At 45.7% G+C, this 15,631-nt stretch carries 11 protein-coding genes and 1 riboswitch; of the genes, 4 read left to right on the forward strand and 7 right to left on the reverse strand.

The genetic code is table 11. The features are described from left to right. Positions 1-78: 78 nt before the first annotated feature. Positions 79-1,986 carry a BglG family transcription antiterminator gene (locus tag AACT23_RS00350; protein WP_255211878.1) on the forward strand — a complete coding sequence of 636 codons (1,908 nt, stop codon included), beginning with the start codon at positions 79-81 and terminating at the stop codon, positions 1,984-1,986. 199 nt (positions 1,987-2,185) lie between these two features. Here AACT23_RS00350 and katG read toward each other — a convergent pair whose 3' ends face one another. Next, complete coding sequence (gene katG / locus AACT23_RS00355; RefSeq protein WP_094128317.1) at positions 2,186-4,360, reverse strand: catalase/peroxidase HPI; 2,175 nt, start codon at positions 4,358-4,360, stop codon at positions 2,186-2,188. A 304-nt stretch (positions 4,361-4,664) separates the two neighbouring features. Continuing rightward, the gene (locus AACT23_RS00360; protein WP_064624564.1) at positions 4,665-4,985 is read right to left on the reverse strand and encodes a DOPA 4,5-dioxygenase family protein; all 321 of its coding nucleotides are present in this window, start codon (positions 4,983-4,985) and stop codon (positions 4,665-4,667) included. Between the two features lie 216 nt (positions 4,986-5,201). On the opposite strand from AACT23_RS00360, the gene AACT23_RS00365 reads away from it, so the two are divergent. Then, positions 5,202-5,807 (forward strand): DedA family protein, encoded by a 606-nt coding sequence (locus tag AACT23_RS00365; RefSeq protein WP_017043183.1) that lies wholly within the window; start codon positions 5,202-5,204, stop codon positions 5,805-5,807. Positions 5,808-5,827: 20 nt separating this feature from the next. Here the strand turns inward: AACT23_RS00365 and AACT23_RS00370 are convergent, their stop codons facing one another. Beyond that, complete coding sequence (locus AACT23_RS00370) at positions 5,828-6,805, reverse strand: ion channel (RefSeq protein ID WP_094128320.1); 978 nt, start codon at positions 6,803-6,805, stop codon at positions 5,828-5,830. A gap of 155 nt (positions 6,806-6,960) precedes the next feature. Here AACT23_RS00370 and AACT23_RS00375 point away from each other — a divergent pair, with 155 nt between their 5' ends. After that, positions 6,961-8,220, forward strand: coding sequence for a D-amino acid dehydrogenase (locus AACT23_RS00375; RefSeq protein WP_094128323.1), 1,260 nt, complete (start codon positions 6,961-6,963; stop codon positions 8,218-8,220). Positions 8,221-8,518: 298 nt separating this feature from the next. Beyond that, the gene (locus tag AACT23_RS00380; RefSeq protein ID WP_094128326.1) at positions 8,519-10,063 is read left to right on the forward strand and encodes an alanine/glycine:cation symporter family protein; all 1,545 of its coding nucleotides are present in this window, start codon (positions 8,519-8,521) and stop codon (positions 10,061-10,063) included. 92 nt (positions 10,064-10,155) lie between these two features. Here the strand turns inward: AACT23_RS00380 and AACT23_RS00385 are convergent, their stop codons facing one another. From AACT23_RS00385 to guaA, 4 genes are all read right to left on the reverse strand, one after another. Next, a complete protein-coding gene (locus AACT23_RS00385) occupies positions 10,156-10,764 on the reverse strand; it encodes an acetate uptake transporter (protein ID WP_010320388.1) in 609 nt (202 codons plus the stop codon). Between the two features lie 179 nt (positions 10,765-10,943). Further along, positions 10,944-12,632 carry a chitinase gene (locus AACT23_RS00390; protein WP_094128329.1) on the reverse strand — a complete coding sequence of 563 codons (1,689 nt, stop codon included), beginning with the start codon at positions 12,630-12,632 and terminating at the stop codon, positions 10,944-10,946. 280 nt (positions 12,633-12,912) lie between these two features. Then, positions 12,913-13,770 carry a bifunctional hydroxymethylpyrimidine kinase/phosphomethylpyrimidine kinase gene (gene thiD / locus AACT23_RS00395; protein WP_094128332.1) on the reverse strand — a complete coding sequence of 286 codons (858 nt, stop codon included), beginning with the start codon at positions 13,768-13,770 and terminating at the stop codon, positions 12,913-12,915. A gap of 100 nt (positions 13,771-13,870) precedes the next feature. Further along, a riboswitch (TPP riboswitch) is annotated at positions 13,871-13,981 on the reverse strand. Between the two features lie 48 nt (positions 13,982-14,029). Beyond that, positions 14,030-15,583 carry a glutamine-hydrolyzing GMP synthase gene (gene guaA / locus AACT23_RS00400; RefSeq protein ID WP_094128335.1) on the reverse strand — a complete coding sequence of 518 codons (1,554 nt, stop codon included), beginning with the start codon at positions 15,581-15,583 and terminating at the stop codon, positions 14,030-14,032. Positions 15,584-15,631: the final 48 nt, after the last annotated feature.

Raw genomic sequence — 15,631 nt, forward strand, 5'->3', positions numbered from 1 at the left:
TAACAAAGCGTTGGCTATCTATTGCCTTTAGTGCATTTTACCTTTTAGATAGCGCTGTTCATGCTGGAATAGGAATCGATGATGTACAAGCTACCGCACCCTCGCCTAATTCATTTGTTGGATGCTGTATCCGCCTCGCCTTTGACTCAGGACGAACTTGCGCAACGGCTTAATGTTTCGACACGCACCATACGCACCGATGTCGCGCTGCTCAATAATGTGATGGTCAATCATGGCGCGCATCTTCTCCACCAGCGCGGTTCCGGTTACCAACTCAATATCTACAACCCATCAACTTTCGAGCATTTTTTGTCGAGGGTGCAAAATGCAGAAACGATTCCAAGGACCAGTAAAGAGCGCATCATCCAGATTCAAGTACTGCTATTAACGGCAGAACAAGGCGTAAAAATTGACGAATTGGCCGAGACATGGAATCTAAGCCGCACTGTTATTCAAAATGATATGGTTGATGTACGCAGCCAACTGGCCACGTTTGGTTTATCGATTGAAAGTAAACCTCGTTTGGGCATGCTGATCCAAGGCCCAGAAATGGCGATTCGCTCCCGTTTAACCCAACTTATCTACATCGAACAAAAAGAGACAAAACAAGCTCTGGGCTTTATTAGTACGATTTTCCCTGAAAAATCTCAGCAAATTTTTGCAGCGCGCTTTCGTGAAGTGTTGACCAACCATACACTCTATATCAATGATATTGGGCTGCGTTGGTTAACCCTTTATGCTGCCGTCACACTGCACAGGCTCGCGTGTGGCAAAGAGCTTACCGAATTTTCTAAAAACGATGTTCATGAAACGACGCTACCAATTGCCAAAGCGTTATTTTCTGCGCTACCGATGCTGTTACCCGCCAATAACCATGAAATTGCGGCCTTGGCGATTCACATTCAAGCGAGAATTGCGACGAATCAAGCACTCCTTAGCCAGGGTGTACAGCATGAAGCCGATGCTCTAGTCACTCACATCTTTGATTATATCTATCAAAATTACCCTTACGATGTGCGTGACGATGCGCTATTACGCCGCGATCTTCACAACCACGTCTGCCATATGATCATTCGTGTCAAACATCATGTCGCCACAATTAACCCATTGGCCGAGCATATCAAACAGCACTACCCACTCGCTTACAGTATTACCTTATCGGCCATCGCAGACTGGATCAGAGAGACGGGTTACTGCATGACACAGCACGAAATAGGCTATCTTGTAATTCACATTGGTGTGGGGCTTGAACGTAATTACCATTTAGGTCACCGTACCCCCAAAGCGCTCCTGTATTGCGACGCAGGCAATGCCGCAACACTTGGGCTAGAAGCGATCATCCGCCGCCAGTATCCGCAATTGGATATGAAAACGGTTTATTCCCCTGAACAGTTGATCACCGCTGATGCCACGCAAGCGGACCTCATTATTACCACCATGCCCTTAGCCAATAGAGAGATTCCGAGCTTTGTGGTTGACCCCTTCCCTACCCAACATCAATTGGAAGAACTGGGCAAACAAGTGTTGGTTGATCGCACGCACTCTTATCTTTTGGATAAGTATTTTTCCAAGGCTCAATTTCTCTACCTTGATGACGTCATTGAGCAATCACTCCTCTTTGAGCAGGTTTGCTCGCATCTTGAATCAACGGAGTTGGTAGAGGAAGGATACCGAGCTTCACTGCAAGAGCGAGAGAGTTTGGTTTCAACCATGATGGGCGAATACATTGCTCTACCACACTCGATTGAACTCTTTGCTAAACGTTCGATGGTTTACACCGTCGCTGCACCGCGTGGAATTGAATGGGGTAATGGTGAAAAAGCCTATCTGATCTTTTTCCTCGCCTTAAGTAAATGTGACTATGAAGAGGCGATGGGGCTGTATGATCTTTTCCAAGTGCTGATTAATAAAAAATTAGGTAAAAGTCTGTCGCAATGCGAAACCTTTAAGCACTTCAAAACACTGGCGCACTTGGAATTACAATAAAATATATCGCTGTGTGATGCTTCCTAGATGCCCTCTATTTTTTAGATACCATCTGTTTTTAGGTTCCGTCTGTTTTTAGAAACACTCGTTTTTTGGGGACTAGTCTCTTTTATAAACAAGCCGTTTAGAGAGAAAACCGAGGCACAACAAGGCCCTCGCTAAGAGGGCCTTAATATCAAGATTACTGAGTGAAGAGGGTTTACAACACGTCGAAGCGATCGGCGTTCATGACTTTGGTCCAAGCAGCGACAAAGTCTTTGACGAACTTCTCTTTGTTATCGTCCTGCGCGTAAATTTCAGCGTATGAGCGCAAAATGGAGTTTGAGCCAAACACCAAATCAACACGAGTCGCTGTCCATTTTGTTTTACCGCTCTTACGCTCAACCATATCGTAAGAGTTACGGCCTGTTGGCTTCCAAGTGTAATTCATGTCGGTGAGGTTAACGAAGAAATCGTTAGTCAACGCCCCAACACGGTCTGTCAATACACCATGTTGACTGCCGCCATAGTTTGTACCGAGCACTCGCAATCCACCAATCAATACGGTCATTTCTGGAGCAGTCAGGCGCAATAGTTGCGCTTTATCTAACAGCATCTCTTCTGGGTTAACCACGTAATGTTTCTTTTGCCAGTTACGGAAACCATCCGCCAGTGGCTCAAGCACATCAAACGATTCTACATCCGTTTGTTCAAGCGTTGCATCACCACGTCCGGTAGTAAAAGGCACAGTAATATTAACGCCTGCCGCTTTGGCCGCTTGTTCAACACCGACGTTACCCGCCAAAACAATGGTATCGGCGATGCTAATACCCGCATCAGCAGCAATTTTCTCCAGAACAGCCAACACTTTGCTGAGTCTTTCTGGCTCATTACCTTGCCAATCTTTTTGAGGAGCCAAGCGAATGCGTGCACCGTTAGCGCCACCACGTTTATCGGAACCACGGAAAGTACGAGCACTATCCCATGCGGTACTGACCATCTCACTGATGCTTAAGCCGCTGGCCGCTATTTTCGCTTTTACTGCATCCACATCATAATCTTTACGACCTGCGGGGATGGGATCTTGCCAAATGAGATCTTCTGCCGGAACATCAGGGCCAAAGTAACGCGCTTTAGGCCCCATATCACGGTGAGTGAGCTTAAACCAAGCACGAGCAAACACTTCAGAGAAATACGCTGGGTCTTTGTAGAAGCGCTCTGAGATCTTGCGATATTCAGGATCCATCTTCAGCGCCATATCGGCATCGGTCATCATCGGGTTATAACGAATGCTTGAGTCTTCCACATCAACCGGTTTATCTTCCTCTTTGATGTTGATTGGCTCCCACTGCCACGCGCCAGCAGGGCTCTTCGTTAGTTGCCATTCGTAGGTAAATAACAGGTGGAAGAAGCCGTTATCCCACTGGGTTGGGTGCGTAGTCCATGCACCTTCAATACCACTGGTGACCGTATTACGGCCAATGCCGCGGCTGGTGTGGTTATTCCAACCCAAGCCTTGTTCGTGCAAGTCCGCCCCTTCAGGATCTGGCCCTAAGTTCGCAGCGCTACCATTACCATGCGCTTTACCCACCGTATGCCCACCCGCTGTCAGCGCCACGGTTTCTTCATCATTCATTGCCATGCGCTCAAAAGTGACGCGCATGTCATGTGCGGTTTTAAGCGGGTCTGGATTACCGTCAACGCCTTCAGGGTTTACATAAATCAGGCCCATCATCACGGCAGCAAGCGGGTTTTCTAGATCACGCACACCGGAATAGCGGCTATTTTCTCCGCCACTTGGCGCTAGCCACTCTTTTTCTGAGCCCCAATAAGTGTCTTTTTCTGGGTGCCAAATATCTTCACGACCAAAAGCGAAACCAAAGGTTTTAAGCCCCATGGATTCATAAGCCATATTACCCGCCAAGATCATCAAATCCGCCCAACTGATTTTGTTGCCGTATTTTTGTTTGATTGGCCACAATAAGCGACGAGCTTTATCTAAATTGGCGTTATCAGGCCACGAGTTAAGCGGAGCAAAACGCTGGTTGCCAGAGCCCGCACCACCTCGACCATCTGCAATTCGGTAAGTACCCGCGGAGTGCCATGCCATGCGGATCATCAAACCGCCGTAATGCCCCCAGTCGGCAGGCCACCACTCTTGGCTATCGGTCATTAGTGCTTTGAGATCTTTTTTCAAGGCATCAACATCCAATGTTTTTAGCGCATCGCGGTAATTAAAATCCGCACCCATTGGGTTGGTTTTCACGTCGTGCTGGTGAAGAATGTCAAGATTCAGTGCTTTTGGCCACCAATCCATATTGGATAGTTCAGCAGAAGTTACTCCGCCGTGCATGACAGGGCATTTACCGCCCGAATTCATACCTTTATTCTCCATTGCGTTCTCCTTGCTTCGCATTACTGCGGCTATTTAAGTGTGCTTGATTTATTCTAAAAACACTCAGCACGGTCGATATTGGCTGAACATTCACTGTATTAAATTCAAATGCAACAAAACTTATAACAACATCATGTATATACAATAACAACGAGAGGTGATGAGCCTGCGGTCACGACTTGTTCGAAAAACCTTTTTCTTCAAAACCTTGCCACGATTATTGTTTCTGCTGCGTTCTGTACAGACTAGACAAGATGAGCATTAAACACTAATTCACTGTGGCTATTAATTTGATAGGCATCCTCTAACGCAATACGGCTAAGTTCACCCCTAAAGTCTCTCCTAACCACAGAACTTGCCCCTGAGAATGGTCATACCTATCGTCTCCAGAAACCGGATGGATCAACACGCTAAGACCTTCCCGATGTTCATCTAGCCACTCAATAAATCCGTGGCTATTGTCAGCAAGGTGTACTTCAAACATCGGCTTTAAGTGCGGGCCAACAAGCCTTGGTACTAAGCCAAACATGGCTTGTACATCATGTCGTTGTTGGGCAATTTTTTGTTGTACGCGCTGTGCTTTTGCTTGCTCTGCGAGATCAAAATAAACATGGGCATGAAACATAAAATAACTCCTCTTGATTTTTAAGCAGTGTACTACGCCAAAAGAGCATAGAAACCACAACAAATTTGCTGATGATTTTCAGCTAATTTGAAGGTACTAACCACAACGTATTCTATTTTAAGAGCCAAGAAATGGGCATTATCACACGATGGCGTTGATTCAAACGAAGAACCAGCGTATTAAATAACCTCAAACTTTCGATGGTGGATACCCGCTTTGCAACCTATCAATCAACTGCTCCTCTCAATGCAGCCGTTATTGGAACAGTACGGCTACCTAGCACTGATCATCAGCATCTTTTTCGAAGGGATTGGCATTCCGATGCCCGGCCAATCGCTCATGATTGCCGCGTCCATTTTGTCATCCAATGGCGTAATGAATTTCTCTCTTGTTATGATTGTATCGTGGCTAAGCTGCTTTATTGGTAATAGTTGCGGCTATCTGCTCGGTTATTATTTTGAGGGTTGGTTGGATAAAAAAGGCTATATTTCAGGGGCTAAATTTCAAAAACTGCAAAGCGCTATTCAAAAATACGGCCCGATTTGCTTAATCATCAGTCGCTTTGTTGAGGGGATGAAACAATTCATGCCATTAGCCTGCGGAGTGGCGAAAATGCCCATCAGAGTATTTTTACTGGGTAACCTGCTTGCCACCACGGTTTGGGTCGCGGTCTTTGGTTTACTCACCCATTTTGCGTTTGTACATCTTCACCAAATCAGTGCTTTTTATTCCGCGCACCGTTACTGGATTTGGGTGGCCGCTGCGATTGCCTTTGCTTTAATGATTTATGCGGTTTTGAAGCACAAACATACTCAGCGCTGAGAGTTCACTTCGAGTGAGTTCTAACGCGTCATTTTTTTAACGAACACCACAACAAATAGTGCCATGGTAAAACTGCCTAAGAAGGCTTCCAATGCAGCAATAAATCGCGCAATACCTACTGGAGAGATATCGCCATAACCTAAAGTGGTAAAGGTGACGACACTAAAATAGATCGCGTTGAAAAACTCTAATAAGTAAAATGTCCACCCTGTTACATCATCATAGATCGGGTTTGCAGAGGTGGTACCTAAGAAAAAGTAAGCCGTTGCACTGGCCAGAATGACAAAAAGCGAAAATAACACCACTCTTAACGGCTCTTCCCCATAACCGCAAAACAAATCAACGGTTTTCGACAACATTCTCTGAAGACTAAACTTGGGCATTTGGTAACGTCTGAAACGCATCTCTTTTTTAAAAAACGTTCCGGCCATTTCGAACAAGCCTTGCTTTTCACACTGCTTACGAACTCCCCTGCTCACTTCCTCAGCTTCTTGCCATAGTGCACAAGCCTGCTTGTACTCTCCTTTTTTTAAGGCCACTTTAGCTTCTTGCTCTTGCTTCAACTCCTCTCCCCATTCAATATTTTCCAACCTAGCGCGAGAAAGATCAGCCCCCAGCAAATTGACTTTTTGCAATTTGGCGCAATGGAGGTTAGCACACACCAACTTGCTCTTCATCAAAGAAGAACCTCGTAAATCCAAACCAAAAAAGTGAGCATTGGTCAGATCTGCTCGATAAAAATCGGCGTTCCGACATTGATAGCCAGTTTTACGGCCCCGATTGACGAGGTTGAGATCGACTAAATTTGCTTTAGCCAACTGAAATCCATCTAAAGGTTTACCTGAGGCCGCCCATTGTTCAACCTGAGATTTGATGTCGTCATTACTTTTATCTATTTTGGGGTCATGCCAATAACAAAGGCCAGACTCACCACTAGGTTGATCACAACACCAACCATCAGGGTTTTGATAGCAGCATCGACCTGTCTCTGACTTCATTTACCGCCCCTTTTGTCATCACCACATAAAAATAAGTGTAGGGGCTAGTGATTGTGTTTCCACTCAATTTGATGTTTGATGTTGCCATTATGTGAACATTTACACCGACTCTGAATGTGCTCAGAGAACACACTAGGGTGATTTAAGGAGACAACATGGACGTGATCGTCTTAGGTAGCGGCGTCATCGGGCTAACCAGCGCATGGTATTTATCACAAGCGGGCCACCGAGTAACGGTGGTGGATCGCCAATCACAAGGTGCAAAAGAGACCAGTTTTGCTAACGCAGGGCAAATATCTTACGGCTACTCTTCCCCTTGGGCTGCACCCGGCATCCCACAAAAAGCATTAAAGTGGCTGTTTGAAGAGCATGCACCGTTGAAAATAAAACCGTCTATCGACCCACATCTGTTGGCGTGGATGGGTAAAATGTTATTGAACTGCCAACAGGATCGTTACAACATCAATAAAGCCCGAATGCTGGCGATTGCCAATTACAGCCGCGTTTGTTTGGCTGACCTGAATCAGCAACATAACCTGCAATATCAAGGCCGTCGGCTTGGAACGTTGCAAGTGTTTCGCAGCGAAAAACAGCTACAAGCGGTACAAAAGGACATCAAACTACTCGAGCAAAGTGGCATTCGTTATCAGCTTCTTGATGTCGATGGGTGCATTAAGCAAGAGCCGGGGCTTGCTCTTGTACGCGATAAATTGCGAGGTGGTTTGTACCTACCCGACGATGAAACCGGAGACTGCTATCTGTTTTGCCAACAATTAACAGAGCTCGCGAAAAGCCGTGGGGTGCAATTTCTGTTTGATACACAAATAAAAACATTAACCACTGAAGGCAAAAAGATCACCGCTGTCCAAACCGATAAAGGTGAACTGAAAGCAGACAAATATGTCGTCGCACTCGGCAGTTACTCTACCGCTTTACTGGCGACATTGGGTATCTCCATTCCTGTTTATCCAGTGAAAGGGTACTCACTAACGCTGCCGATTGTCGACGCCGAACTTTCCCCACGTTCAACGGTAATGGACGAAACATATAAAGTGGCCATCACTCGTTTTGAGGATCGAATTCGTGTCGCGGGCACGGCAGAGTTAGCCGGGTTTGATCCTGCCTTGCCTGATGCGCGCAAAGCAACCATTGCAAAAGTCGTGACCGATCTCTTTCCTCAAGGCGGTGATTTAGCACAAGCTGAATTCTGGACAGGCTTTAGACCAATGACGCCTGACGGGACTCCGATTATAGGCTCCACTCCATTTGAAAACCTCTACACCAATACCGGACATGGAACCTTAGGGTGGACGATGGCTTGCGGATCTGGACAGCTTCTTGCCGACATTGTCAGTGAGCAAACTTGTGCTTTGCCAATTCATGAGTTGAATCTCTCTCGCTACCTCATCAACTAGCCACAATAGAAAATGCTTATTATTAGCTAAACCTTAGTGGAAAGTTATTATGCATAATGATTCATCCGAGAGGATTTAATTTCCAACCTTTCGGGTGACCAACCCATATGCGCTGAAATTTTAGCCAATCCTAATTAACCCACCTATTATTTAACATTTAATTAGCATTTTGTGTTCCTCATCACGCTAACGATTATTCACAGATAAATAAATTAACATCTAAGTTACAAAAAGATTAATATGTTGCCCACAAAGCAAACACAACACTCACCAAAACTACTAAAACAGGGAAATGCATATGCAGTCATTTGTTGATTTTCTGAATGGAATAATCTGGAGCCCGGCGCTAATTTATTTATGCCTTGGTGCGGGTTTATTCTACTCAATTGTGACCCGATTCGTTCAGGTCCGTCACTTTTTTGAAATGTGGCGACTTCTTCTTTCCGGAAAAAGCTCAACCAAAGGGATATCCTCTTTCCAAGCTTTGGCCGTTTCACTTTCGGGACGCGTCGGTACCGGTAATATTGCAGGCGTAGCCGCGGCAATTGGCTTTGGTGGCCCTGGTGCTATTTTCTGGATGTGGGTAGTGGCCTTTTTTGGTGCCGCGACTGCTTATGCTGAGTCAACTCTGGCACAGATTTATAAAGAAGAAGATGAAGGTGAATTCCGTGGTGGTCCCGCTTATTACATCGAAAAAGCGATGGGACAAAAATGGTATGCATGGATCTTCGCCATTTCCACCATCTTTGCTTGTGGTGTGCTTTTACCTGGCGTGCAATCCAACAGCATTGGTAATGCTGTAGAGGCCGCTTTTGGTGCTGGCCCAACCATTGAAACCGCTATCGGTAGCTTCACTTTTGCTAAAATTTTTACCGGTACCGTAGTGTCGATCATTTTAGCGTTCATCATCTTTGGTGGTGTTAAGCGTATCGCTAACTTCACACAGGTCGTGGTGCCATTTATGGCTTTGGCCTATGTGATTACTGCGTTTGTTATCATCCTGCTTAACATCAGTGAAGTACCACGTATTTTTGCCATGATCATTGGTGATGCGTTCACACCAATGGCAGGTATTGGTGCTGCGATTGGTTGGGGGGTAAAACGAGGTGTTTACTCAAACGAAGCAGGCCAAGGTACTGGACCGCACGCTGCGGCTGCCGCGAGTGTTGATCACCCAGCCCAGCAAGGTTTAGTGCAAGCATTTTCTATCTACATTGATACTTTGCTGGTCTGTTCCGCAACCGCGTTCATGATTCTGATCACTGGTGCTTATAACGTACACGGCGGCGCAGAAGGTGCATTTTTAGTACAGAACATCGCGGCGGATATCAGTGCCAATGGCCCAGTATTTACCCAAATGGCGATTGAGAGCGCACTACCGGGCGTGGGTAAACCTTTTGTTGCGTTTGCTCTGTTCTTCTTCGCCTTTACCACGATTTTGGCATACTACTATATTGCTGAAACGAATATTGCTTACATTCGCCGCACCTTTAAAGTCGATGGCCTGATGTTCCTTCTTAAAGTAGTGATCATCGCAACGGTATTCTACGGCACAGTGAGAACCGCGAACCTTGCTTGGGCAATGGGTGATGTGGGCGTGGGTTTGATGGCGTGGCTAAACATAGTCGGGATTTTGATCATCTTCTTTATGGCTAAACCAGCTATTGCAGCACTCAAAGATTATGAAGAGCAACAAAAACAAGGTGTCGATGAGTATCTTTTCAACCCAGTAAAACTCGGCATTAAGAATGCGACATATTGGGAAGGAAAATATAAACGCAAAACGGGACAAGAACCAACCGTAGAAGAAAGCTCCGAGGGTGTTGAACAACCATCATCCTAACGGATTAGCTAAGCTCATCAGCAAAAAGCATTCAAGGTAAACGTAAAAAGGGTTAGCAAACGCTAACCCTTTTTCTTTTTCATCAACCCGTATTAGGCTGCGATTTCTTGTGTCGTCAACTTTTCGACAACAGCGTTTTGCGCTTTCTTTTCACCAATCGGTAAAATAACACGGCCATATTCATTATTCAGAACTTGAGCCATTGCAAAATAAATCGCACTTGCGCCACAGAAGATGCCTTCAAAGCCAGCAATCGTGCCGATAAGCTCGCTACCAGTGAAATCACGCGCAGCTAGTAAAGCAAATAGAATGGTCAGTGAGCCGAATACCACTTGTTTAGCACGTGGGTAGCACAATGAACCGATAAACATGAAACCAGTGAAAATGCCCCACAACGCTAAGTACCAACCCATAAAGTGAGCAGGGCTTGCTGGTAGTCCCATGTATGGCATGACAATCAGGCCAACCAATGTGAGCCAAAATAGACCGTAAGAGGTAAACGCTGTTGTACCAAAAGTGTCACCACGTTTGAAACACATGATACCCACGATAACTTGACTTAAACCACCGTAGAAAATACCCATCGCCAAAATCATAGAGTCGATAGGGAAAAAGCCTGCGTTATGGATATTAAGCAGGATAGTCGTCATGCCAAAACCCATTAGGCCTAGCGGCGCTGGATTGGCCAATTTAGTAGACATTCGCGAGTACCTTAAAAAATATTGATAAAAATTACGCGCGGATTTTAGTGGAGTAGCACACAAAATAGAAATAACATTAACGGAAACTAAGATTGTAAATTTAGCCACTTGATTGTTCAAAAAGAGAGCAGGACAACCGAATTCGATCGTGCTGCTCTCCTTTTGCTAAATGTTACTCTCTATTGACAGTTTATTTCATCCCAAAACCAGTTACTTTGCGTGGGTGATTCCCATACTCCGGGGTTGTTTTTAGCCATAAAACACTTTCCATTATGCGTAATTTTATCGCCATTTTTTGCAACAGTAACCCCTGCAACCCAGTTTGAAAAATCACTGCTTGGTAGCGTAGGCTCTGGCGTGACGGGCGGTTCAGGCTCGGTGACGACTGGCGGTGGCTCAACAGGGTCGGGTGTTGTGGGCGCTGTTGAGCCACCTGTAATAAGCTTCCAAGGATCACCTTGAGTGGGTTCATTACCTTGTGACCACCACTTAGCTTCATAAGTAGCGCCTTTATAGCTCACCTTATCACCCGTGTTATATACCTTTGTCGCTTCCCAGCCGACGATGCCATCGACTGGCGGCTCTGGTGGCGTACCGGGATCAATCGCATCCACAACACGCACTTGGGGCCAGCTAGAATGTGAACCATAAAAGTTAGTCACACATTTTTCGTAATCACCAGCAACAAGGGCTGAATACGCGGTTTGGAAACCAACCAGTTCACATTCAAACGAGTAGCCACCTGGGCGATCAGAGTAATATTTCCAATTACCATCCCAGTTGGTATACAGCACGTCAGTCGCACCGTTCAAATTTAAGCTACCGTAAGGCGTTTGCTGCCAACAGGTATTCTTTTCATCTGACTCAATCGGTATTTGATAATGATCCGCTAGCCCTTCCCAGTAGCGAATGCGATTAACCGGTTGACCTTTATCTTTGTTCTGTTCACCGCACTCAATGCCGCCATTGATAACGTTAATTGTGGTGCCAAAACCATAGCCAATACCAGCATTGCTTTCACGTTGCGAAGGTGCCCATGTACGGTCAATTACGTGCAACATTGCCGGTTTCGGTGCTTGAGGAGTTAAGAAGAACCAAATCGCTGAGGCTAAATTCAACCAAGAATCCGCTACTAATCCGGGATTATTGAGCAGTACTTTGGCATCACCATCAAACATCACTTCAGAAAAAGCGCCATAGTTGAAATGGTAAGAGAGCTGCTTCGCGCCTCGACCAAAATAACCTTGCCCAGCGGCGCACGGCCAACGAGCATTTTGCCAATCATTTTGACCACAACCGGTTGTGTAGCCACTTTGTCCTTCAGACCAGCCCATTTCACGCACATGAACCAATGCTTGCTGCCATTCTTCAAGCCTATTCGGGTTATCAGATACGTTATCTTTCGCAATGTGACCACCCGTTTCTTGTGAGAAATGGGCAAAAGCCGTCACAATGGATTTTTTACAAATTGCGTCAGAATCTCGGCCATCCGTATATTCGCCACAAAACGCGGGGAATTTGCCAATTGCCCGTAAGAAGCGTGTGTAGGTGTATTCGGGAGCCGCCATTTGAGTTAAGAAATCCCACTCGTACTGTGGAAAGACTCGTTCAACACGCTTAACGTTTTCAGGGTTAGAACTTAAACCCGGTACTATTGCTTCAACAATTGCATTCGAACGCGTTTCTAGTGCTTTCGACCAGATGGCATACATAGGATCCGCTGTTTTGGCTTTTTCTGCCGCTTGTAGCTCTACTTTAGAGACAATATAACCCGCGGAATTTTCAGGGTCAGGTAAGATATTTAACGCGTAACTGTTTGCGGCTAAGACACTGCTAATCAGCACGGCTAAATGCTTTGTTTTCAACATATCAATCCCTTATTTTTTGCTTAGTGGGTACGGTGAAAATAGTATGGATAGCCGAGCCATTGTTGACAGTGAAACTTATTAATTAAATGTCAAAATGCGAGTGGTTTCATCATGATGTAAACCAATTATCGTACGGCGACATCGCCCTTTGAAGGCAAGTCGATAAATATGAAAAAGCCTCAAAAAAGCTTGAGGCTTTTAGAGTTCAATCTATTTTTCATCAGGTTAAGTGAACAACCAATGCCTCAAATTTCTCAAGCATCATCGCACCGGCCATGGCTTAGCGCACATGAGCGTGGCCAGTAAAAAAGTGATGAACTGGGCCGCGACCTTGGCCAACATCCAGCTCATCGGCATAGCCAATGGCTTGCGATATGTACTGCTTAGCCAAATACACAGATTTGTGCAGGTTATTTCCTTGAGCAAGATAAGAAGCGATCGCAGAAGAGAGAGTGCAACCCGTCCCATGGGTATTTGGGGTTGGAAAACGCTTCGCACTGAGTAATTCTGACGAATATTTCATGATCAAAAGATCATTGCTGTTTTCAGCGTGTTCTAAATGCCCACCTTTTAGCAACACCGCCTTTGCACCCAACGCTCGTAAATCAGCCACCATGTCGTTCATTTCTGCTTCAGATTGAGGAACCGGCTTGCCAGTAAGTACTGCTCCCTCAAATAAATTGGGGGTAATGATGTCAGCCAAAGGGATCAACGTTTCTTTTAATGTGCTGATTGCCGATTGCTCAAGTAATAAATCACCACTGGTCGCCACCATTACGGGGTCTATCACAAGGCTCTTGGGTTGGTATTGCTGCATTTTTTTGGCAACGATCTTGATGATACCGGCATCGGCTAGCATGCCAATTTTAACGGCCACGATCTTCAAGTCGCTAAAGACAGCATCTAACTGGCTTTCGATGTGATCAAGTGGAATGGGGAAAATGGCAGAAACGCCTTGAGTATTTTGTGAGGTAATGGCGGTAATAACGGAACACGCGAAACTGCCGGTTGCCGATATCGCTTTGATGTCGGCTTGAATGCCTGCCCCTCCACCGCTATCAGACCCTGCGATAGTGAGTACAACAGGTATGTTTAATCGCGTCGTTTCTTGTGTGTGTTTCTGTATTGATTGTACCATGGTCGCTCCTATGACAAGACATACAGGAACTGACTTTGACCGTGGTTTGGAAAGTTCGGTAATCGAATTTACAAAGGTTAGCCGTTGTTATTCGGCTCGTGACAAAGTGCTCATAGTTCCCTACGTCAGTATTAACTGAATCAGGTTCGACGGGTCTCGAATTTCGATCTCAGCCGATGCAGAATCTGCATCGGCTCCCCGACTATTTCGCAGCAATCATAACAGGGCACTCACCGAAGGAGTACGCTTTTTTGGAGGATTATTCCCACTCAATCGTTGCTGGTGGCTTACCTGAAATATCGTAAACCACACGAGAAATACCATTCACTTCATTGATGATACGGTTAGAAACCTTACCCAAGAACTCATAAGGCAGGTGCGCCCAATGTGCTGTCATAAAGTCAATGGTTTCCACAGCGCGTAGTGATACAACCCAATCGTATTTACGCCCATCACCCATAACGCCTACCGAACGAACAGGTAAGAAAACCGTGAAAGCTTGTGACACTTTGTTATACAGATCAGCGGCATGCAGCTCTTCAATGAAAATAGCATCGGCGCGGCGCAGCAAATCACAGTACTCTTTCTTCACTTCGCCCAACACGCGTACGCCAAGGCCTGGACCAGGGAACGGATGGCGGTAAAGCATGTTGTAAGGCAGACCAAGCTCTAGGCCAATCTTGCGTACTTCATCTTTGAAAAGCTCACGCAGTGGTTCAACCAATCCCATTTCCATATCATCAGGCAAACCGCCAACGTTATGGTGAGATTTAATAACGTGCGCTTTACCTGTTTTAGAGGCAGCCGATTCAATCACATCTGGGTAAATCGTGCCTTGCGCAAGCCATTTCGCATTTTTCAATTTCTTTGATTCTTCATCGAAGATATCAACAAACACATGGCCGATGATTTTGCGTTTCGCTTCCGGATCAGACTCACCTTGCAGTGCGTTGAGGAAACGCTCTTCTGCATTAACATGAATGATGTTTAAACCAAACTTGTTGCCAAACATATCCATTACTTGCTGAGCTTCATTCAGACGCAATAGGCCGTTATCAACGAATACGCAGGTTAATTTATCGCCAATCGCTCGGTGAGCCAGCATCGCCACAACTGACGAATCTACACCACCCGATAGGCCAAGGATCACCTCATCGTCGCCGACTTGCTCTTTAATACGAGCAACCGCATCTTCGATGATAGACTCAGCCGTCCATAGACGCTCACAACCACAAACGTTGAGAACGAAATTCTCAAGCATTTTTAGACCGTTTTTGGTGTGCGTGACTTCTGGGTGAAATTGCACGCCATAATATTTTTTCTCTTCATTCGCCATTGCCGCATAAGGACAAGTTTCCGTTTGCGCTGTTTTGACAAAATCAGCCGGAATTTGCACCACTTTATCACCGTGGCTCATCCAAACGTCTTGCGTTAGCTCAAGGTCGCTAAACAGGGCCGATTCACCCATTAGCTGTACGGCTGCATAACCGAATTCACGTTCCTCAGAACTGGCCACTTTTCCGCCCAACTGTTCAGCCATGGTTTGCATGCCATAACAAACACCAAATACAGGTACGCCAGAATCAAACACATATTGTGGCGCACGCGGAGAGTTGGCTTCAGTCACACTTTCAGGACCACCAGAAAGAATAATGCCATCTGGGTTGAATTCACGGATGTCCGCTTCTTCAACATCCCAGCTCCACAGCTCACAATAAACACCGATTTCGCGAACACGGCGGGCAACCAGTTGTGTGTACTGAGAGCCGAAATCTAAGATCAGAATACGTTGGTCATGGATATCTTTAGTCATTTAAGGTCAATCTCAATCATTAATGTAGTGGATGGGGAGCATCGCGCT

Source organism: Vibrio sp. V09_P4A23P171 (assembly GCF_963875615.1).
Taxonomy (GTDB): domain Bacteria; phylum Pseudomonadota; class Gammaproteobacteria; order Enterobacterales; family Vibrionaceae; genus Vibrio; species Vibrio anguillarum.